Genomic DNA, 18,046 nt, shown 5'->3' on the forward strand with positions numbered 1-18,046 from the left:
GGCACCGCCCAAGCCGTCGGCAGGGCGGCGGCCAGGCGCAGCGGGCCGGGGGCGTCGCCGAGCAGGTCGACGATCCAGTTCACCAGGGGTTTGACCAGGAAGCCCAGGCCGAGGCCGAGAGCGCCGCAACCGGTCCCCAACGCCCAGAGCACCGAGTTCGGCATGCGGAGGGTGGTGGAAGTGCCGGTGGTGGTCATGCGGTGTCTCCTGCGTCGTCGCGCTGCCGGGAGAGCAGCCGGGTGATCATCCGGCGCAGCATCGGGCGCGGGTCGTGGTCGGGGTCGGCGTTGAGGAACGCGCCGTCGAGGACGATCTGGATCCACCGGGCGGTCTCGCCCGGGTCCAGGTCCGGGTCGATCGCGCCGGTGCGGGTGCCGCGCTCGACGAGCGCCGCGAACCCTTCGTGCAGCACCGCCTCGGTCTCGGCGATGACCTGCGCCAGCTCCGGGTCCTTGCCGACCTGGCGGACCACCTCGACCAGGATCCCGGGGGCCAACGGGTCCATCGTCTCCGCGGCCAGCGCGTCCACCACCGCCAGGATCGAGGCGACCGGGTCGTCCCCGGCGCCGTGCCGCGCGACGAGCTCGCGCGCGGTGGGCAGGTCCTGCTCGAAGATCGCGCGGAACACGGCCCGCTTGTCGGTGAAGTAGTAGAAGACGCTGCCCGAGCTGAGCCCGGCGGCCTTCGCGATCTCCGCGGCCGAAGTGCTCTCGAAGCCGCGTTCGGCGAACAGCACCGCTGCGGCGCGCATGATCGCCTCGCGTCGTGCGGCGGCGCGCTCGTGGTCGACGGTCCGTGCCATGCGACCAGGCTAACAGATTAACTGATTGGTCAGTTAAAGAATGGTGCCCGAAGGGGGCGCCCGCGTCGGCGAGCGCCCCCGGTCGGCTCAGAACTCGGCGTTGAGGCAGGCCAGGCGGCCTCCGGCGGTGCCTGCCTTGCCGGGCTCGGTGTGCGTGGGGGTCTCGTGGATCACGAAGGACTTCGCGTCCTGGCGGGTGTCGAAGGACCAGGTGCCCTCGGCGGTGGCGGTGCCGTTGCCCTGCGCGTCGGTGTGGAAGTCCAGCCACACCTCGTTCTGCGGGTTCGCGAAGGCCGGGTCCACCGACGGCTTGACCGGGTCCGCCTTCTCCTGGAAGTGCGGGCCAGCGTCCTCGCCGGTGGCGCCGCACGGCTTGGTGTGCACGTGGGCGCCGTACTGGTGGTCCGGGACCAGGCCCTCCAGGTTGACGGTGATCTTGGTCTGGCCGTTGGTGCGCTCCGAGGTCAGGTCGACCTTGGCGCCGTTCGGGACCAGGGCGGGGTCGTAGGTGACCGCCTTGGCGTCCGGCGCGAAGGCCCCGTACGTCGTCGCTGTCCGCTTGGCCGAGGCGGTCTGCTCGTTGCCCGGCGGTTGTTCCTGGCTGGTGCCCTCCTCTGCGGGCGGCGCCTCGGGCTGGCCGCCGCACCCGGCGACCACGGCAACCGCTGCGCACGCGCCGACGATCGAGCTGAGCAGTCGGGTCCGCTGCTGGAGCATGGGTATCCGTCCTTGTCCGTCACTGGTAGTAGTGACGTCGATTCTGCCCGTGATGTCGATTTCACCGCCACGGGCACAGGTGGGTGGCGGCGGAGTCGCCCCGGTCGGGTCCTGCCAGGTGGACGGGGGCGAACATGAGGGCGACTCGCGGATAGGTTTGGCCGCATGGCGTGGGCGCGGGGTTCGGACCGGACTTGGTTGGTGGCGCTGGCCACCGCGATGTGGGGCACGGACGCCCTGTGGCGGCAGCCGCTCGCGACGTCACTGCCCTCGGCGAGCGTGGTGTTCTGGGAGCACGTGATCATCGTGGCGCTGCTGGTGCCGCTGCTGCCGCGGGCGTGGCGCGCGCTGGCGGCGTGCGGGTGGCGCGAGCGCATCGCGATGATCATCGTCGGCGTCGGCTCGTCGGCCCTGGCGACCGCGCTGTTCACCACCGCGTTCCAGGTCGGTGACCCGGTGACGCCGCTGGTCCTGCAGAAGCTGCAGCCGATCTTCGCAGCGGTGGCGTCCTACGCGCTGCTCCGCGAGCGGCTGAGCGCGCGGTACTTCGCCTTCGCGGTCCCGGCGCTGGTCGGGGCCTGGTTGCTGGCGTTCGAGGACCCGCTGCACATCGAGGTCTCGCAGGTGGTGCCCGCGCTGCTGGCGCTGGGCGCGGCGGCGCTGTGGGCGGCGGGGACCGTGCTCGGCCGGTACGTCAGCAGCCGGATCCCCGCTCGGGACGTGACTGCGCTGCGCTTCTCCATCGGACTGCCCGCGGCCGCGGTGGTCCTGCTGGCCACCGGATCGCCGGTGGCGGTCGGCTGGGACAACGCGTTCGGCCTCGTCCTGCTGGCGCTGATCCCCGGGCTGATCGCGCTCGGCCTGTACTACGTCGGGTTGAGCACCACCCCGGCGGCCCGCGCGACGCTGGCGGAGCTGTCGTTCCCGGCGACGGCGGCGATCGTCGGGGTGTTCGTGCTGGGCGCGGAGCTGAGCGCGACGCAGTGGGTCGGGTTCGCGCTGGTGGTCGCGATGGTCCTGGGCCTCGGCTGGCACGAGCGGGTCAGCCGCGTGAAGGTCGTCGAGGCACCGGAGGCCGTGCCCAGTCGGTGAGCCGATCCGGGTCTGTTCCAGTCCAAAGTGGAATCCGGGAGGGTGGTCGTTCTTGCCCGCTGTGGCTAGGAAATCAGTGGCGAGTTGATGTCGTCGGCCCCCTCAGCTGCGCTATGATCGGCCCTCCGTCGACTGCGGTGTTGGGGGGACTTGGTCGTGGCCACTTGGTGGCAGGCGGCAGTGTCGTTGCTGGTCGGCCTGATGACCGCCAGTGGGGCCTACCTCGGTGTCCGCCACACGGTCCGCGGAGCCGACCGGGCCACGGCGCAGCGGGAGCTGGCCGCCCGCCGCGAGGAGTGGCGCCAGCGCTTCTCGCTGGCTGCGGAGTACGCGCTGGACGACTCGCCGCAGAAGCGGGCGGCGGGCATGGCCATGCTGGCGAAGCTGCGCGGCTCCGAACTGGCGCGGGAGGACGACGTCGCGCTGCTCGACGAGTTCCGGAACCGGACGCGGAGGGCGGTGCGCCTGGCCGAGGTGGAGGACTCGCAGCGCTCCCTGGTGAAGGTGCGCAGGCGGGTGCTCGGTGACGACCACCCGGACACGGTCCGCGCGGTGGGTGACCTGGCCGCCACCCTGGAGAAGCGCGAGAACTTTCCAGAGGCTGAGGAGTGGTTGCGGGTCCTGGTGAAGCTGCGGGAGCGCTTGCTCGGCGAGGACCACCCCGAAACCCAGCAGGCGAGAACCACCCTGGCAAACCTCGTCCGCCGCTCCGCTCCGCAGTGGCGGCAGCCACCGAGATGACGCGCGCCACCGGTCACCGCGCTGCGGATGCCGGTGGCCAGGTCGTCCGCGGTGGTGTTGCCCCGGTCCGGATCTGGCGCCCGGCGCCACCCCGGAGAAGCCACCGCCAGGGTGCGGCGGCGATGGTGCCCGCGACGAAGGTCCCGAAGCCCAGGCAGTCCGGACCGGCCCCGCGCACCCGCCCGGGCAACGCCGGTGACGTCGCTTCCACCCCGCTGCCGACCACGCAACCGTCACCCCCCCCGGAGCCGTTCCCGTGCACCCAAGCCCGCTCCGGCTGGAGCTGCGCCTGATCCCACGGCGTCCCATTTGTGTCCACAGTGGATTCGATTCGGCATGACTGGTAGGTCTCGATCACCTGGCCGATCGCGGGCAACTCCGGAGCGGCAACCGCCGCCGGAGTCGGAACCGCCGACGCGGCAACAACGATCAACGACCGAGTCGCCAAGGAAGGGCTGCGCTGGATCGCGGACGGCACCGCGCATTCCCAGGCGGCCCGCCGGATGGGCCCCTAAGTGGCCACAGTGGACATCTACGTCAGGCGGTGACCGCACGGCGTCAGCGACAGCGTCAACGAGTTGGACTGGATGCGCGACAGGTCGAACAGGTCCCCGGCCAGCTGGTCCAGCCGCTGCCAAGCTGCACAACCGCGGCGAGGACTGGAAGGGCGGCGAGGGCGCGCACGTCGCGGCCGGCCAGATCCGCGTGACCTGCACCGCGCCCTGAGCAAGCGGAAGGGCGCCTCCCCGGTGTGGTGAGGCGCCCTCCCACGGTCCGGGTCAGAAGACGGTCACGCCCTGCGCGGACGGTTGGAAGGACCCGATCTGGATCGACTTCACCGGGAACTCGGCGTGCTCCCCGGCGCTCTGGTCGAAGGAGATGTGGGCGTTGGTGGTGCCCTCGCCGCCCGGCATCGAGGCGGTGAACCCGGTGGCGACGTACGCGTCGAGGTCGTCCTTGCTGCCGAGCTCCAGCTTCACCCCGGCGAAGGCGGTCTCGCCCGGTTCGAGGCGGGTGGAGGTCGGCGGGCCGGGGATGTCGACCTGCTGCGTCGGCACCTCGATCTCGGAGTTCGACATGTCGAGCGGCACGAGCCCGGCCCAGCCGTCGACGGTGCAGGGCTGCTGCGAGCTGTTCACGGCGGTCAGCAGCAGGATGCCGGGCCGGTCGGGCTGCACGGTGAGCGTCATGTCGACGTCCTCGGCCGAGCAGCTGGCCTCCTGAGCCTGACCGATGCCCCCACTGGCCTGCTGGACCTGCCCGGACAGGGCGTTGGCCCCCTGGTCGGGCGTCGCCCCCTGCGCACACCCGGTGAGCAGCGCGATCCCGCCAGCGAGAGCAGCGACGGCGCCCAGCGCACGAGTCCGGTTGAGCATGGTGGTTCCCCTCCGTTGTTCCTACCGGGTGCGTCCCAACACCCTTCGCCCCACAAGACGCGCGCCGCCACCGGAGGTTGCGCGAACCCCACTAGTCGTCCACGACCAGCGAGGGCGAGAACCACCCAGACCGGACACCGACCACCCGGACATGACCCGGACAGGTGAACCGCCCCGCCTGGTCAGTCCTGTGACCTTCATCGGGGGAGAAACCGCGCACCATCGCCGCACAAGATCGTCCGGACCTTGTAACCTTGGGCACGCGGGTCGTTAGCTCAACTGGCAGAGCAGCGGACTTTTAATCCGCGGGTTCAGGGTTCGATCCCCTGGCGACCCACCAAAACCCCAGGTCACAGACCTGGGGTTTTGCGTTGGTGGGGTCGGTTGCCAAAAAACTTGCCCACTTTCCTCAGCGCCCTTCGGCGCCGATGAAGGCCAGCGCTTCAGCGCTCGCGCGGGACTGCTGGCCCCTACCGAAGTAGATGTCCTGCGTCATCGACACGCGCGAGTGCTCTCGTCAGCGATCACACGAGCCGTCAGCCCCGAACTGGCTCGGTGGTCTTCGCGGGCTGCTGGTGCGGGTTCGCTGGCTGAGGCTCGGAGGCTTCTGTGAGCGATTCCCGATGGGTGGAGAGCTTCGCGTCTTCCCAGTTCAGGGGTGGGTTTGCGCGAATTGGCCGACGTGGTGATCTTGTTTTTCTAGAGTTCGCGGTCATGGCAGATCAAACCGATCAGCGGGATGCGTTGCGTCCCATCACCCGCGTTGCGGCCGTGTTGTTCTACTCCGGGGCGGTCGTGCTCGCGGTCTTCGGGATCGGTGCCCTGTTCAGCGACGACTTCAGCTTCCTGGGTGTGGGCGCGGGAGAGGTTTGCTTGACCACGTCGGAGTACCAGATCCCGATCGGCAGCGACACCAGCCCGGTGCCGAACGTGGTGCACCTGAGCAGCGAGCTCGCCCGGGTGTGCACGACCGCTCCCACGGGTGGGGCGATCGCCCTCGGCCTGCTCTGCAGCCTCCCGAACGTGGTGCTCTTCCTGGGTGCTTCGTGGATGGTCCTCGGGGTGTCGCGGATCGCCGGGCGGGAGCGCGTCTTCAGCGAGCCCGTGGTGGCCTCGCTCCGGCGGTTGGCTTGGTGGGTGGTGATCGGCGGCGTGGTCGCAGCAGCGATCCAGTCGTGGGCCGAGGCGAACCTGGTGGCGCTGATCATCCCGGACTCGCACTCCGACGCGCCCCGGGCCTTCATGACCAACTTCCCGTGGGGCGTGCTGTTCGCCGGGGTTGGTGTGTTCACCGTCGCGCGGATCGTTCGCCTCGGCGTCCGGGAAACCAGAGCTGGTTGAGCCACGTGTGAGGTGCTCGCGGGGGCTGCGCTGCGTCGTTGACCCGTGGGTGCACCTGGCCGTGACCGTGCTGGCGCGCGTCACGGCCTGACGGAGCTGGTGGTCCTGGCCGTCGCCGGGCTGAACGCCGCAGCCAACCGCAGCCGGGGGGCCGCCTGGTGGGGGGTCAGCTGGGCTTGGGTAGGTCGAGCTTGTTCCGCAGTGCAGCTAGGTTTCGCGTCGTGTCCGCGTCGTGGTGGTGCTTGACGAACTCGTGGAGAACGAGGACCAGCCTGCGGGCGCGCTCGTGGCGCTCTTCGCTCCAGGTCCTCAGGTGCTCCAACGCCGAGTGCACCAGGTCCCACTCCTCGGCGAACACGCCGTAGCCGACATCGACGACCGCGGGCTTGCTCGACTCCAGGTACCACGTCGCGGTTTCGAAGGGAGTCGCGACCACCGCCCCTTCCGCCAGCTGTCCGTAGGTGGTGCGCACGAAGTCGTCGTCGTACTCGCCGTCGGCCTCGTCGAACGTCGCCGACGCCCTGCTGAGCTCGGTGCGGGCGCGTTCGTAGCCCTCCCGGGCTGCCGCCAGGTCCCCGGTGAGGTGGCTGAGCAAGGGTTGGGTGCCTGCGGTGTGCACCGTGAAGTCGGTGGAGAGCACCACCACGGCCAAGAGGCCCAGCCAGGGGGCCTCACCTCCTACGACCTGTTCCAGCCACCTCCTGCACTCCCCGGTGAAGCCGTTGTCGGCGAGTTCGATGCCCGCCTCGGTAGGCCGCGAGCTCGCGTTCGACGACGTCCGGAACCGGGCTCAGCGGATCGGGCGGTAGCGGCCGTGCGTGGCCGTTGTCGTCCAGCAGGGGGGCCGGTCATGTCGGTGCCTTCTGTCGTCGGAGCGTTGCAGCGCAGCATGCCAGGACCGGCCGACGGCTTGATCGACGATTGGCGGCGGAGCAGCCCCTGGCAGCGCGGTTCTCGGCAGCGCACGTCGACGGGAATGCGCTGCGGTGCCAGCAGATCGTTGCGGTGCGGTTGGTCAGCCCTGGATGGTGACGTTGGTGATGGTGACGTCGCCCAGTGAGGCGTTGTCGGATTCCTTGCTCTCGCTGCGCTTGGCGTCGATGGCCCTCAGGCCCTCTTCGGAGATCGAGCCGAACACCGTGGCATCGATCCTGTCGTCCTGTTGGTCGTCGAAGTACAGGGAGATGTCCGCGTGATACTCGCGGTGCATCACCAGGTAGCCGCGGCGGTAGTCCTGGAACTCGGGAATGCTCTCGTCGGTCCACTTGTAGCCCGGGCTGCCCTCCCCGCTGGAGGGAGCGGGTCCGCACTCCACGTACGGGATGGAAGCGCTGCCGCACGTGGAGTCGTTGTAGAAGCCCTGCTCGACCAGGTGGATGAAGTCGTTGACCGTGCACGGGGCCAGCGACCGGTCCAGGACCACCGGGATGGGGCCGATGCTCGTGTTGAGGGTGGCCCGCACGAGGCCCGTCGCCGGGACCTCGCCGGTGGCCGGTGGTTCCACCTGTCGGACCGGTGCCTTCCCGTCCGGCTCGTAGTGGCACGTGACCGTGTCGGGCAGCGGAGTCGGCCGCGTCGGCGGAGCGACGAAGCCCGGCGGGACCTGCTCGGCCTGCGGCGAGCCGTTGGACCGCGCGGGGTCGGGCAGCAGTGACACCGTGGTGATCACTGCTGCGGCAAGCGCGACGACCCCGATCGCTGTGCTGATCAGGGCCTTCCGCGTCTCGGGTGACCGCTCCTGCTGTTGGCCGCCACCGTGCGGCGGGGCTGTCCCGTAGTAGTGGGTCAGGTTGAACGCCGCCGATGCCCCTCCGGCGCGCGGAGCAGCGGAGATCTGCTGGATGACCTCGTTGCTCACCACCGTCGTGGCGCTCGGCGAGGTGGCGGTCTCGGCGCGGGCCAGGGCGGCGCGCGCGGCGGCGGCGACGGAGCTGGCGCCGTCCCTGGTGAGGTTCGACAGCGCGGTGCGGGCGGCTTGCGCCGCGTTGGCGCTGCCCGAGGTCAGCCGCGCGGACAGCTCGCCCACGATCGCCAACCGCACCGCTGGGAGGGGGCTGCGGATGGCTTGGACGACCTCGGGTGGGAGGTTGGTCGCGTTCGGGCTGGTGGCGACGATCAGGCTGCCGTGGGTGTCGCTGGCCAGGCCCGGGGTCTGCGGTTTGCCCGCGTGCTCGACCTCGTCGTAGATGAAGTCGTACAGCTCCCTCACGTCGATCAGGCCGTCGTCGTTGCGGTCGGCGCCTCCACCGCGCAGGCCGTCGACCAGGGCTCCGGTGAAGACCGACGGCCTCGCCGCGCCGACGAGCGTCGTGCTGGCGGACTCCCCCGCTTCGTAGGAGTACTCCAGCGCGGACGAGGACGTCATGACCGCGCTGCCGCGCCCTCTCAGCTGCGAGAGGACCCCGGCGTTCTCCCCGGACCGGTGCGTCGACCCGGGCGGGAAAGCGCCAGCGAAGCAGCAGTCCAGGATGACCACCACGCGGCTCGACCTGGTGTTGTCCATCTGGTCGCGCACGAACTGGGCGCTGATCGCGGTCGCGTTGAGCCGGTCGTGCCGGGAGTTGGCCATCACCAGGTGCAGTTGGCCGTGGTCGTCCTTGATGCCGTGCCCGGAGACGTAGAGCAGGACCAGGTCTTCCAGCCCGACCGTGGCGAACAGGTCCTCGATCGCCAGGCTGGCCACGTGCGCGGCGGGGTTGTGCAGCGCTTGGACCTCGTAACCACCGATGCCCGGGTCGGCGAGCAAGGACGCCAGTGCGTCGGCGTCGGCGCGCGGTGCCCGCAGCTGCTGGAAGGTGGCGTCGGAGTAGCTGTCGGTGGCGATGAGCAGTGCCCGGCGCTTTCCAGTCAAGACCACACCACCCCAGAACCTCGGCAACCGGTTGTTCAGCGCGCCCAGCACTAGAGCGTAGCGAACCGATCACGGTCCGTTGGGCGCGCCGGGGGCCGGGGATGCCGGGGAGGGGGTCTGACAAGGTTCGGAGGGGAGGGGAGTCGCGATGCCGATGATCGTGTGGTGGCGCAAGCCGCCCAGCGCCAAGGGGCGGCCGGATGGTCGCGCTCTGCTCGCAGCGCGCATGTGCGTCGTTGGTCCGTGGGTGTACCTCGCGGTCTTCCTCCCGTTGGTGGTGCTCGCGCCGGTCACGGCCTGGGTGGGCTTGTGGGGGCTGCGGGTGCTGGTGGTCCTGGCCGTGGCCGGGTTGGTCGCCGTGTTCATCAGGCACCCCCACGACGACCAGGACGGCGACCTGACCTTCACCATGGGTTTCGGGTCGGTCCTGATCGCGCTGCCAGCGCTGATGGGCCTGTTCTGGCCGTTGGCGCTGCTGCCGCTGGTCGTCCCGGTCCTCATGGTCGGTGCGGCCGTCCGCCGGCGCCTGCGCCGGTAGGTGCGCCGATCCGTCCTTTGTGGACCTCCGTGCCCGGGTTCAGGGTCCGAGGTTCTGGTGCAGCTGGGCGAGCCAGTCGAGGTGGCCCTTGATCGCCGCCTGGCCAGTCCGGGTGAGGCGGAACCAGGTCCGGGGGCGGCGGCCCACCGAGCCCTTGCGGACCTCCAGGTAGCCAGCGTCCTCGAGAGCGCGGCTGTGCCGGGAGATCGCGGAGTCCGTCGCGCCCAGCATGTCCCGGGCCGTGGCGAAGTCGACCCACTCAGCGCCCTGCAGCAGGGCGCACAACCCCAGCCTGGGGCCGGTCTCGAAGATCGGGTCCCGACCGGGCGCGTCCTGCTCGGTCACGACCTGACCCGGCCTTCCTCGATGTCCCGGCGCATCGCCGAGCGGATCTTGAGCTGGACCAGGAAGACCGCCACCGCCACGACCGGGAGCACCAGGAACGCGGTGTCGCGGTGCCCGCTGCTGACCAGCGCTTGCATGCCGAAGAGGCCGAGCGCCGTGACCGCGATGCCGACCAGCCAGAACGGCCAGGCACTGGGGTAGGCGGTGATCCGCTTGCGGAGGTGGACCCCGCTGCGGCGGCGCCGGGCTGCCGAGTAGGCCACCGAACCGGCGGCCACCACCACGAGCGCCCCCGACACGTAGGGGCCGCTGTCCGGGCCCAGCCAGGTGTTCCAGATCGGCAGGCCGGCCAGGAGCACCAGGACGACCCCGTAGAGCCCCCAGTAGGCGGCGGGGAACTGGGCGTGGGTCGCGAGCTGCCGCCGGGCGGCGGCGACCTGGTCGAGTTCGGGCGTTCCGGTCATGTCCATCGCTCCTCTGCATGTACTTGCAATACTGCAAGAGTACGCAGATGTGAAAGTGGGCGCAACCGTCCCGGTGTCCGTCCGAAGAGGACTCCCATCTGCTGTGGGCAGAACTGCTCACAGCGGCGGGAGCGGTGCAGCGCACCTGGGCGGCGGCATGGTCGGGGCATGACCGATGACGACAAGCAGCGGATGTTCGACCACCGGCTCCGCGAACGGCTCTTCAACCAGCGGGTGCTGGTCCTCGACGGCCCGCTCGACGACGACAACGGGACGGTGCTGACCACCCAGCTGCTGTCCCTGGCCAGCGAGGACCCGCGCAAGGACGTCGCGCTGTGGATCCACTCGCCGGGCGGTTCGGTCCCCGCGATGCTGGCCATCCGCGACGTGATGCGGCTGGTGCCGTGCGACGTGGCCACCCTCGCGCTGGGGCTGGCGTGCAGCGCCGGGCAGTTCCTGCTGTCCGCGGGCACGCCGGGCAAGCGCTTCGCCCTCCCGCACGCGCGGATCCTGATGCACCAGGGCTCGTCCGGGATCAGCGGGTCGGCGGTCGAGGTGGAGGTGCAGGCCGACGACCTGCGGCACACCCGGGACACGGTGCTCGGGCTCATCGCGGCGGACACCGGTCAGCCGATCGAGCGGATCTTCACCGATTCGCTGCACGACCGCTGGTTCACCACCGCGCAGGCGCGGGAGTACGGCTTCATCGACCACGTCGTGGACAGCTTCGACCAGGTCGTGCCCGCCCGGCAGCAGGTCGGGATCGGTGCGACGGCCGGAGGCGGCGAATGAGCACCTACACCATCCCCAACGTCATCACGCGCAGCGCGGCCGGCGAGCGGATCATGGACGTCTACTCGCACCTGCTGTCGGAGCGGATCGTCTACCTCGGCACCGCGATCGACTCGGGCGTGGCGAACGCGCTGATCGCCCAGCTGCTGCACCTGGAGGCGGACAACCCGGACCGCGAGATCAACTTCTACATCAACTCCGAGGGCGGCGACCCGTCCGCGATGCTCGCGCTGTACGACACGATGCGCTACGTCAAGGCCCCGGTGGCGACGACGTGCGTGGGGCAGGCGGTCGCGGCGGGCGCGGTGCTGCTGGCCGCGGGCGAGGCCGGGCGGCGGTCGGTGCTGCCGCACACCCGGGTGGTGCTGCACCAGCCCGCGGCGCAGGGCCGCGGCGCGATCCCGGACCTCATCATCCAGGCCGACGAGGTGGTGCGGGTGCGCACCCAGCTGGAGGAGATCCTGTCGGCGCACACCGGCCGCGCGGTCGTGGACCTGCGCCACGACACCGACCGCGACCGGGTCTTCGACGCGGCGGGCGCCGTCGAATACGGACTCGCCGACCGGGTTCTGGACCGCCGAACCTGAGCTCAGGCGGCCATGAGCACGGGTCCCGCGGGGCGGCGCCCGGCTGCGGGGACCGTGCCGCGGATCCGCCGGATGTCGCTGGCGATGCCGATCAGCAGGTCGTCCAGGTCGACACCCAGCGCACCCGTGACCGCGGCGATCATCTCGCTCGACGGCTCCTTGCGGCCGCGCTCCATCTCGGAGAGGTACTGCGGCGAGATACCGGCCCGCTCCGCGACGTCGACGAGGCGCCCGCCCTGCTCCTCCCTGATCGCCCGCAGGTTCCGCCCCAGCGCCTCGCGCCACAGCGGTTCCGGCTCTCGATCAGGCGCGGTGGCGCGCCGCTGGTGGAAGGGAAGAATGTCCGCCATTCCGCCATCCTGACACCGATCCCGCACCCCGGGGCGGCAGTTCCGCTCCCAGCGGAAACCGGGTACCGACCGGCGGGAAGCGCTGGGGGGCTACTTGTTGATCTGGCGAACGACGAACACGAAGATCAGCACCAGGGCGGCCAAGACGCCGGAGATGACGAGCAGTTCGGTCAGGCCGGGCAGGACGGGCACGGAGAACATGCCGCCAGCATCCCACGCGTCCTCCGCTCGCCCCAGCTGATTGGCACAGCGGGCAGTTGCGGACTTCGATGACTTCTGGCAGGCCGGTGCGGCCCGCGAGGAAGCGGGTGGCGAAGGCACGACCGACGGGCGGCAGGACGAACCCAACCCGGAACCACACTCCTGCCAGGCTGATCCGCGAGCGGCTGCCGGGGAAGTCGGTTGCTTCCCCGGCAGCGGTCAGCGGGGGTTGGGGAGGCCGAGTTGCTTCCGCAGCTCTGCCAGGGCTCGGGTCTTCTCCTCGTCCCGCCAGTCATCGACGTACTGGTGGAGGACGAGGATCAGCCTGCGGGCGCGGTCGTTCCGTTCGTCGCTCCAGGCCTTCAGCCGCTCCAGAGCCGCGTGCACCGGTTCGAAATCCGCACCGGCCGGGAACAGGTGCAAGCCGATGTCGGCGAGCGCGGGGCGGCTCAACGCCTCGAATTGGCAGGCGGTTTCGAACGGGTCCCGGACCACGGTGCCCTCGGTCGCGGCGGGGACGTCCTCGACCTGGTCGGTGACGATGTCCATCCACGGGTGGCCCGCCAGGTGCTCGCCGAACCGGATGCCGACCCACCGGGTCATCCCGTCAGCACGGCTGTTCGCCGGGAGGGACTCGCCGAAGGTGTAGCTGAGCACCTCGCTCGCGCGCTCGTTCTTCCCCAGGTCGATGAGCACGTGCCCTTCGAGGTGACCCGCGTAGGCGGCGAGCAGGCCGTCGCAGTGCGATCGCGCGCTGCTCAGCGGTTCGAGGGCGGCGGAGGAGTCGCCGCTCTGGATCAGGACGTTGCCCAGCAGGAGCCTGGCGATGTCCCGCTGCTCCAGGACGGTGTCGTCGGACTCGTTCTCCCACGCCTCTTCGAGGCGGGCGAGGGATCGTTCGAATCCCTCCCGGGCGGCCGCCAGGTCACCGGTGAGCTGGCCGGCGAGGTGGTCGAGCAGCGGTTCGGGGCCCGCGATGTACTCCTCGAAGTCCGCGGAGAGCATCACCACGGCCAGGGGGCCCAGCCATGGGTCTTCACCTGCGGCGACCTGTTCCAGCCACGTCTCGCACCCCGCGCTGAGGCCGTTCTCGGAGAGTTCAACACCGGCCAGCGCCATGGCCGCGTGCCCGGACACGGCGGTGCGGCCCGATTCGGCGATCGTGCCGAGCGAAGCACGTGCTTGCGCGACATCGCCCGCGCGGTAGGCCGTCAGGCCGAGTTCGACCTCGCCCGGAATCGGGCTCAGCGGGTCGGGCGGGAGCGGCAGCGGGAACCCGTTGGTGTCCAGCAGTGCGTGGTCGGTCTGCAATCGGTTCATCGCGGCGCATCATGGCAGGGCCGGCCGACAGGCCGCGCGGGCTGCGGCTCGGAGGGCCAGGAGGAGCGGGAGGGAGCCGACGTCGCGGATCACCGACGGGAGGCTCGGGGCTTCCAGGACCGGGGTTCCGGCGCGGAGTTCCTCGCTCAGCGCGGGCAGGTCCACGTCCAGGATGGTGACGTCGGAGCTGTACAGGCGCTCCGCTCCGCGCGGGCCCGTGCCGCGGGCCTCGGCGCTCGACACCGACAGGGTGGTCACCGCGAAAAACTCCGGTTTCGCGCCGCGCTCCATCCAGCGGGCGAAGCCCGTCATGTCGGTGCCCGCGACCACCTCCGGGGCAAGGCCCGTCTCCTCGCACAGCTCGCGTTCCATGCCGGTGCGCAGGACCTCGGCCAGGGTGGTGCGCGGGGCGCCGTCGGCGTCGACGAGGTCGCGCGGCTCCAGGGAGCCGCTGCCGGACGGGGCCAGCAGCAGCGGGCTGGCCGTGTTGCGGTCGGACTGGCTCACCAGCAGCAGCTTCCCGTCGGTCGTGAACGCCAGGGTGGAGATGCCCACGACGTCGGACAGGATGCTGGCCGTCAACGGGCGGATGCGACCCGAGGCGTCGGTGAGGAGCTGGCGGCGCGGGTCGAGGTCCTCGCCGGTCTCGCGGTTGGTGATGCGCATCGCGCACAGCTCGTTGGAGCACTGGAAGTCGAAGAACCGCGCGCGGTGCAGCAGCACTTCGGCCTCCCCGGACCCCGGCAGCGGGTCGGTGCGCAACCCCACCACCGGGCCGTTGAACAGCAGGCGCCCGCGGGCTCTTATCGGCAGCACGTGCGGGGCCGTGGCGCGCAGGACCGGCGGGAGCCGGTAGGGCTCGTCGGCCACCCGCACGGTGAAGGTCCGCTCCCGCAGGGTGCGGTCGATCTCGTCGCTGAGCAGCGCGGTGCCGCGGTTGGGCAGGTAGCTGTATCCGGCGTCCGGATAGGCGGCCGGAGGCGGCAGCTGCTCGTGCGGGAACGGGGCCGCGATCAGCGAGAACTCGTGGGAGGACCAGCGCTGCCGCAGGTTGCGGAAGTCGCGGGCGAAGGTTGCGGTGCCCAGCAGCAGGGCGACCACCGAGATCGCGACCCCCACCGCGCTGGGCAGGATGGTGATCGCGCCGAGCAGCACACCGAGCGCGGACACCAGCACGGGCCACTCGCGGACCGCCAGGAACCACGTGTAGTCGGCCTTGGAACGCGCGCGGCGCAGCAACTTGCGCAACCGAGACCCCCGAAGATCGAGTTCCGAAACTCGATCACAGTAGGACAGCCGCGCCCGCCCTGGGGAGGGTTTCGCGGGAGGTGGGCTCCCGCGGAACCCCGGTCAGGCCCTGACGTCCGACGGGTGGGTGGCCAGGGGCGTGACGTGGATGTCCATGTGCGGGAACAGCGGCAGGCCGGAGAGCAGCGTGTGCAGCTCGTCGTTGGAGTCGACGTCGAAGATCGAGATGTTCGCGTACTCGCCGACGACGCGCCAGATGTGCGGCCACTTGCCAGCGCGCTGCAACTCCTGGGAGTAGGCCTTCTCCCTGGCCAGCAGCTCGGTCCGGGCCTCCGGGGCGAGGTCGGGCGGCAGGTGGACGTCCATCCGCACCTGGAACAGCATGATCAGTCCTCCTGCGGGTCGAGCTGGAAGCCGTAGGTGATCTTGGCGGTGCCATCGTCCTGCACGACGGGGTCGAGCACCAGCTCCGGCTTCACCGCGCTGGCGATGTCGTCGTCGTTGTGCGGATCACCCGGGAAGTACAGCTGCGCGACGAGCTCCTGGTGACCGGGTGCGGTGACCTTGACGTGCAGGTGCGCCGGGCGCCAGGCGTGCCAACCGGCGGCGGCGATGAGCTTGCCGCAGGCCCCGTCGGTGGGGATCTGGTACGGCGCGGGCTGGATAGTGCGGATCCGGAACGCGCCGTCCGGGCCGGTGGTGAAGGTGCCGCGCAGGTTCCACTCCGGCAGGCCCGGGGCGAACTGGCTGTAGTAGCCGTCGGCGTCGGCCTGCCACAGCTCCACGGTCCCGGCCAGCGGCGCGCCGTCGACCGAGGTGATCGCGCCCTCCCACAGCAGCGGGGTGCCCGCCTCGCCGTCACGCATCGGCAGCGCGGCGTCCGCGCCGCGCTCGGGCGCGCCCGGCACGTAGTACGGGCCCTCGATCGAGCCCTTGCTGCCCCGGCGGTCGGCGGTGGCCACGTCCTCGACCACGTGCTCCACCCACACGTCCAGGAACAGCGGCCACTCGCCGTCCTCGCCGACCTGGATCAGCCATGCCTTCAGCGCGTTGTACTCGTCGTAGGTGACCTGGTGCTCGCGGATCGTCCGGTGGACCGCGCCGAGGACCTCGCGGGCCAGCAGGTCGACCCGCTCCGGCGGGGTGTCCTTGACCGCCTCGTAGGGCGACTTGTCGTGGTGGAAGCGCTCGGTCGCGGCAGCTCCGGACGCGGCCGCGGTGGCGGTCTCCTCAGCGGTGCTCATCTGGTTCTCCGATCCTGTCGTTGCGGTGGCGCTCACGAGGTGCGGTAGTGGGCGAGCTTGTCCGGGTCGACCTCGACCCCGATCCCGGCACCGGGCCGGACCCGCAGCTCGCCGTCCCGGATCCGCAGCGGTTCGGTGAGCAGGTCGTCGGTCATGTCCAGGAAGTTGGAGAGCTCGGCCGCGCGGTGCGCGGTGCGCTGGTGGGCGGCGCCGAAGGCGATCGTGCAGGCGGTGCCCAGCTGGCCGTCGATCTGGTTGCCCATGACGACCTCGACGCCGAGCCCCTCGGCGAGGTGGTGCGCGCGCTGCGAGCCGGTGAAGCCGGTGCGGGCCGTCTTGATGCTGATCGCGGTGGCCGAGCCGCCCAGGACCTCGCGGGTGATGTCGGCCGGGGTCACTGCGGACTCGTCGGCGATGAACGGCACGTCCAGCTGCCCGACCAGCCAGCGCCTGCCCAGCACGTCGTCGGCCGGGCAGAGCTCCTCGGCGAAGAGCAGGTCCAGGTCGGCGAGCTGGCGCATCGCCCGCGCGGACTCCGCCGGTGTCCAGCCGCGGTTGCCGTCGACGTAGAGCTCCACGGCGTCGCCGAACGCCTCGCGCAGGGCGCGGACCACGGCGACGTCCAGGTCCACCGGGCGGCGGCCGACCTTGACCTTGAAGGTGCGGATGCCGTGGGTCGCCAGCACCCGCTCCGCCTCGGCCACCATCGCGGCCGGTTCGTCGAAGCCGAGCATGTGGCAGACCCGGAGCCGGTCGGTGTAGCCGCCGAGCAGGTCGGTGACGCCGAGCCCGACGGTCTTGCCGAAGGCGTCCCACATCGCCATGTCGATGGCGGCCTTGGCGGTGGGGTTGCCGACGGTGCGGTTCAGCCGGGCCCGCGCGACCTCGCGCTCGGTCACCCGGAGCCCGGTGAGCTGCGGGGCGAACAGCGACTCGACGACGGCGACGATCCCGGCCTGCGTCTCGCCGTAGGTGAACGGGCGGGGCGGGGCCTCGGCCGCGCCGACGACGCCGTCCTCGGTGCGCACGCGGATCAGCACGTGTTCGGCGGTGGTGACCTCGCCGGAGGCGAACTTCAGCGGTTTGGCGTAGGGGATGGCGAACGGGATCGCCTCCACCTCGGTGATCTTCACGCGAATCCTCCCGCCGTGGCTGGCTGGTTGCCGAGCGTATGGATCCGGGCCGGCGGTGCGGAATTGGTAGTGCCCCTGCTGGCGTAGGGGAATCCTTTAGCCGCTTGCCCCGGGTTCCGCGGCGGTGCACCATGCAGTTCGCGGGCCGCTCTGGTCCGGTGGTCGAAAACCGCCCGCGGAGCCGGAAATCCGCCTGTGCGGTCCACTGTGGATTCCTGGACCTGGGTGGGGTCGGCGCTTATGCTGTGCCGAACCGGCGTCGCGGAGGGCGTTGACCTCGACCGAACCCGACACCACGTGAGGGGAACACCTTGTCGTTGGAGAAGACCGTCGCCGAGTTGGCCCGCCGGGTCGAGGTGCTGGAGGCCGAAGCCGAGATCCGCCGGATCCAGGCGCGCTACATGTTCCTGTGCGACACGCCCTGCCCGGAGCACGGCGTCCGCGACGACGCCCACCGAATCGACCTGATCATGGAGCTCTACACCGAGGACGCCGTCTGGGAGGGCGTGGGCGAGTACTACGACAACCAGTTCGGCCGGGCCGAAGGCGCCGCCGCGATCCGCGCCCACTTCGAGGCGTTCTGGGGGCAGGAGCAGGACCCGGCGCTGCTGCTCAACGCGCACTACCTCACCTCCGAGCAGATCCACGTCGACGGCGGCGAGGCGACCGGCCAGTGGATCCACGTGCAGCCCTGGCTGTTCTCCGACGGCAAGGCCCTGCTGCGCTCCAGTCGGCTGAACAACGCCTTCCGCAGGACCGCCGATGGTTGGAAGATCGTGCGCACGCGCACCGAGAACGTGTTCATCGCGCCGCTCGCCGCGGACTGGGTCAGCGACCACCCGACCGCGTCGGTGCTGATGAAGCCGTAGGCGGGCGGGTGGTGGCGATGCGGAGGAGGCAGATC

General features: G+C 70.8%; 21 protein-coding genes and 1 tRNA gene. 8 read left to right on the top strand and 14 right to left on the bottom strand.

All coding sequences use genetic code 11. The features are described from left to right. The 3 genes from ABT324_RS17210 to ABT324_RS17220 form a co-directional block, all read right to left on the bottom strand. The coding region (locus ABT324_RS17210) for a YqeB family protein (RefSeq protein ID WP_502949751.1) at positions 1-197 on the bottom strand (197 nt) is incomplete at its 3' end. Beyond that, positions 194-802: a TetR/AcrR family transcriptional regulator gene (locus ABT324_RS17215; RefSeq protein ID WP_351177830.1), complete on the bottom strand. Its 609-nt coding sequence runs from the start codon at positions 800-802 to the stop codon at positions 194-196. The genes ABT324_RS17215 and ABT324_RS17210, both read right to left, overlap by 4 nt. Positions 803-889: 87 nt before the next feature. Further along, positions 890-1,519, bottom strand: coding sequence for a superoxide dismutase family protein (locus ABT324_RS17220; protein WP_351177833.1), 630 nt, complete (start codon positions 1,517-1,519; stop codon positions 890-892). Positions 1,520-1,684: 165 nt separating this feature from the next. On the opposite strand from ABT324_RS17220, the gene ABT324_RS17225 reads away from it, so the two are divergent. Then, positions 1,685-2,611, top strand: a complete 927-nt coding sequence (locus tag ABT324_RS17225) for a DMT family transporter (protein ID WP_351177836.1) — start codon at positions 1,685-1,687, stop codon at positions 2,609-2,611. Between the two features lie 156 nt (positions 2,612-2,767). Next, a complete protein-coding gene (locus ABT324_RS17230; RefSeq protein WP_351177839.1) occupies positions 2,768-3,352 on the top strand; it encodes a tetratricopeptide repeat protein in 585 nt (194 codons plus the stop codon). Between the two features lie 779 nt (positions 3,353-4,131). Here ABT324_RS17230 and ABT324_RS17235 read toward each other — a convergent pair. Then, positions 4,132-4,728, bottom strand: a complete 597-nt coding sequence (locus tag ABT324_RS17235; protein ID WP_351177842.1) for a DUF4232 domain-containing protein — start codon at positions 4,726-4,728, stop codon at positions 4,132-4,134. Positions 4,729-4,992: 264 nt separating this feature from the next. Between ABT324_RS17235 and ABT324_RS17240 the strand changes: the two genes are divergently transcribed. Together ABT324_RS17240 and ABT324_RS17245 are read left to right on the top strand one after the other, a co-directional pair. Further along, positions 4,993-5,068, top strand: a tRNA-Lys gene (locus ABT324_RS17240). Between the two features lie 374 nt (positions 5,069-5,442). Next, entirely contained in the window at positions 5,443-6,069 is a 627-nt protein-coding gene (locus ABT324_RS17245; protein ID WP_351177845.1) for a hypothetical protein, read from the top strand. A gap of 166 nt (positions 6,070-6,235) precedes the next feature. Here ABT324_RS17245 and ABT324_RS17250 read toward each other — a convergent pair whose 3' ends face one another. Together ABT324_RS17250 and ABT324_RS17255 are read right to left on the bottom strand one after the other, a co-directional pair. Then, positions 6,236-6,721 carry a hypothetical protein gene (locus ABT324_RS17250; RefSeq protein WP_351177848.1) on the bottom strand — a complete coding sequence of 162 codons (486 nt, stop codon included), beginning with the start codon at positions 6,719-6,721 and terminating at the stop codon, positions 6,236-6,238. 363 nt (positions 6,722-7,084) lie between these two features. Continuing rightward, on the bottom strand, positions 7,085-8,920 hold the full coding sequence (locus ABT324_RS17255; RefSeq protein WP_351177851.1) for a caspase, EACC1-associated type: 1,836 nt from the start codon (positions 8,918-8,920) through the stop codon (positions 7,085-7,087). Between the two features lie 148 nt (positions 8,921-9,068). Here ABT324_RS17255 and ABT324_RS17260 point away from each other — a divergent pair, with 148 nt between their 5' ends. After that, on the top strand, positions 9,069-9,458 hold the full coding sequence (locus ABT324_RS17260; RefSeq protein WP_351177854.1) for a hypothetical protein: 390 nt from the start codon (positions 9,069-9,071) through the stop codon (positions 9,456-9,458). A gap of 39 nt (positions 9,459-9,497) precedes the next feature. Here ABT324_RS17260 and ABT324_RS17265 read toward each other — a convergent pair whose 3' ends face one another. Both ABT324_RS17265 and ABT324_RS17270 read right to left on the bottom strand, forming a co-directional pair. Next, positions 9,498-9,803, bottom strand: coding sequence for a winged helix-turn-helix domain-containing protein (locus tag ABT324_RS17265; protein ID WP_351177857.1), 306 nt, complete (start codon positions 9,801-9,803; stop codon positions 9,498-9,500). Beyond that, the gene (locus tag ABT324_RS17270) at positions 9,800-10,267 is read right to left on the bottom strand and encodes a hypothetical protein (protein ID WP_351177860.1); all 468 of its coding nucleotides are present in this window, start codon (positions 10,265-10,267) and stop codon (positions 9,800-9,802) included. Before ABT324_RS17270 ends, ABT324_RS17265 begins: the two co-directional genes overlap by 4 nt. Before the next feature lie 168 nt (positions 10,268-10,435). Between ABT324_RS17270 and ABT324_RS17275 the strand changes: the two genes are divergently transcribed. Together ABT324_RS17275 and ABT324_RS17280 are read left to right on the top strand one after the other, a co-directional pair. Then, positions 10,436-11,059 (top strand): ClpP family protease, encoded by a 624-nt coding sequence (locus tag ABT324_RS17275; RefSeq protein ID WP_351177863.1) that lies wholly within the window; start codon positions 10,436-10,438, stop codon positions 11,057-11,059. Then, positions 11,056-11,646, top strand: a complete 591-nt coding sequence (locus tag ABT324_RS17280) for a ClpP family protease (RefSeq protein ID WP_351177866.1) — start codon at positions 11,056-11,058, stop codon at positions 11,644-11,646. Before ABT324_RS17275 ends, ABT324_RS17280 begins: the two co-directional genes overlap by 4 nt. A 2-nt stretch (positions 11,647-11,648) precedes the next feature. On the opposite strand, the gene ABT324_RS17285 is transcribed toward ABT324_RS17280, so the two are convergent. The 6 genes from ABT324_RS17285 to ABT324_RS17310 form a co-directional block, all read right to left on the bottom strand. Further along, a complete protein-coding gene (locus ABT324_RS17285) occupies positions 11,649-11,996 on the bottom strand; it encodes a helix-turn-helix domain-containing protein (RefSeq protein WP_351177869.1) in 348 nt (115 codons plus the stop codon). Between the two features lie 420 nt (positions 11,997-12,416). Continuing rightward, a complete protein-coding gene (locus ABT324_RS17290; protein WP_351177872.1) occupies positions 12,417-13,517 on the bottom strand; it encodes a tetratricopeptide repeat protein in 1,101 nt (366 codons plus the stop codon). Positions 13,518-13,526: 9 nt separating this feature from the next. Beyond that, entirely contained in the window at positions 13,527-14,765 is a 1,239-nt protein-coding gene (locus tag ABT324_RS17295; protein WP_351177875.1) for an NUDIX hydrolase, read from the bottom strand. A gap of 102 nt (positions 14,766-14,867) precedes the next feature. Continuing rightward, positions 14,868-15,149, bottom strand: a complete 282-nt coding sequence (gene catC, locus ABT324_RS17300) for a muconolactone Delta-isomerase (RefSeq protein ID WP_351177878.1) — start codon at positions 15,147-15,149, stop codon at positions 14,868-14,870. A gap of 2 nt (positions 15,150-15,151) precedes the next feature. Further along, positions 15,152-16,009: a catechol 1,2-dioxygenase gene (catA, locus tag ABT324_RS17305; protein WP_351177881.1), complete on the bottom strand. Its 858-nt coding sequence runs from the start codon at positions 16,007-16,009 to the stop codon at positions 15,152-15,154. Between the two features lie 32 nt (positions 16,010-16,041). Continuing rightward, a complete protein-coding gene (locus tag ABT324_RS17310) occupies positions 16,042-17,142 on the bottom strand; it encodes a mandelate racemase/muconate lactonizing enzyme family protein (protein ID WP_351177884.1) in 1,101 nt (366 codons plus the stop codon). Positions 17,143-17,453: 311 nt separating this feature from the next. On the opposite strand from ABT324_RS17310, the gene ABT324_RS17315 reads away from it, so the two are divergent. Further along, complete coding sequence (locus ABT324_RS17315) at positions 17,454-18,011, top strand: nuclear transport factor 2 family protein (protein ID WP_351177887.1); 558 nt, start codon at positions 17,454-17,456, stop codon at positions 18,009-18,011. Positions 18,012-18,046: the final 35 nt, after the last annotated feature.

Source organism: Saccharopolyspora sp. NPDC000359 (genome assembly GCF_040300525.1).
In the GTDB taxonomy this organism is placed as follows: domain Bacteria; phylum Actinomycetota; class Actinomycetes; order Mycobacteriales; family Pseudonocardiaceae; genus Saccharopolyspora.

Coding starts and splice junctions, on each gene's coding strand:
- ABT324_RS17235 (WP_351177842.1), bottom strand. CDS start 4,728: ATGCTCAACCGGACTCGTGCGCTGGGCGCCGTCGCTGCTCTCGCTGGC.
- ABT324_RS17285 (WP_351177869.1), bottom strand. CDS start 11,996: ATGGCGGACATTCTTCCCTTCCACCAGCGGCGCGCCACCGCGCCTGAT.
- ABT324_RS17220 (WP_351177833.1), bottom strand. CDS start 1,519: ATGCTCCAGCAGCGGACCCGACTGCTCAGCTCGATCGTCGGCGCGTGC.
- catA (WP_351177881.1), bottom strand. CDS start 16,009: ATGAGCACCGCTGAGGAGACCGCCACCGCGGCCGCGTCCGGAGCTGCC.
- ABT324_RS17245 (WP_351177845.1), top strand. CDS start 5,443: ATGGCAGATCAAACCGATCAGCGGGATGCGTTGCGTCCCATCACCCGC.
- ABT324_RS17270 (WP_351177860.1), bottom strand. CDS start 10,267: ATGACCGGAACGCCCGAACTCGACCAGGTCGCCGCCGCCCGGCGGCAG.
- ABT324_RS17290 (WP_351177872.1), bottom strand. CDS start 13,517: ATGAACCGATTGCAGACCGACCACGCACTGCTGGACACCAACGGGTTC.
- catC (WP_351177878.1), bottom strand. CDS start 15,149: ATGCTGTTCCAGGTGCGGATGGACGTCCACCTGCCGCCCGACCTCGCC.
- ABT324_RS17280 (WP_351177866.1), top strand. CDS start 11,056: ATGAGCACCTACACCATCCCCAACGTCATCACGCGCAGCGCGGCCGGC.
- ABT324_RS17215 (WP_351177830.1), bottom strand. CDS start 802: ATGGCACGGACCGTCGACCACGAGCGCGCCGCCGCACGACGCGAGGCG.
- ABT324_RS17275 (WP_351177863.1), top strand. CDS start 10,436: ATGACCGATGACGACAAGCAGCGGATGTTCGACCACCGGCTCCGCGAA.
- ABT324_RS17225 (WP_351177836.1), top strand. CDS start 1,685: ATGGCGTGGGCGCGGGGTTCGGACCGGACTTGGTTGGTGGCGCTGGCC.
- ABT324_RS17260 (WP_351177854.1), top strand. CDS start 9,069: ATGCCGATGATCGTGTGGTGGCGCAAGCCGCCCAGCGCCAAGGGGCGG.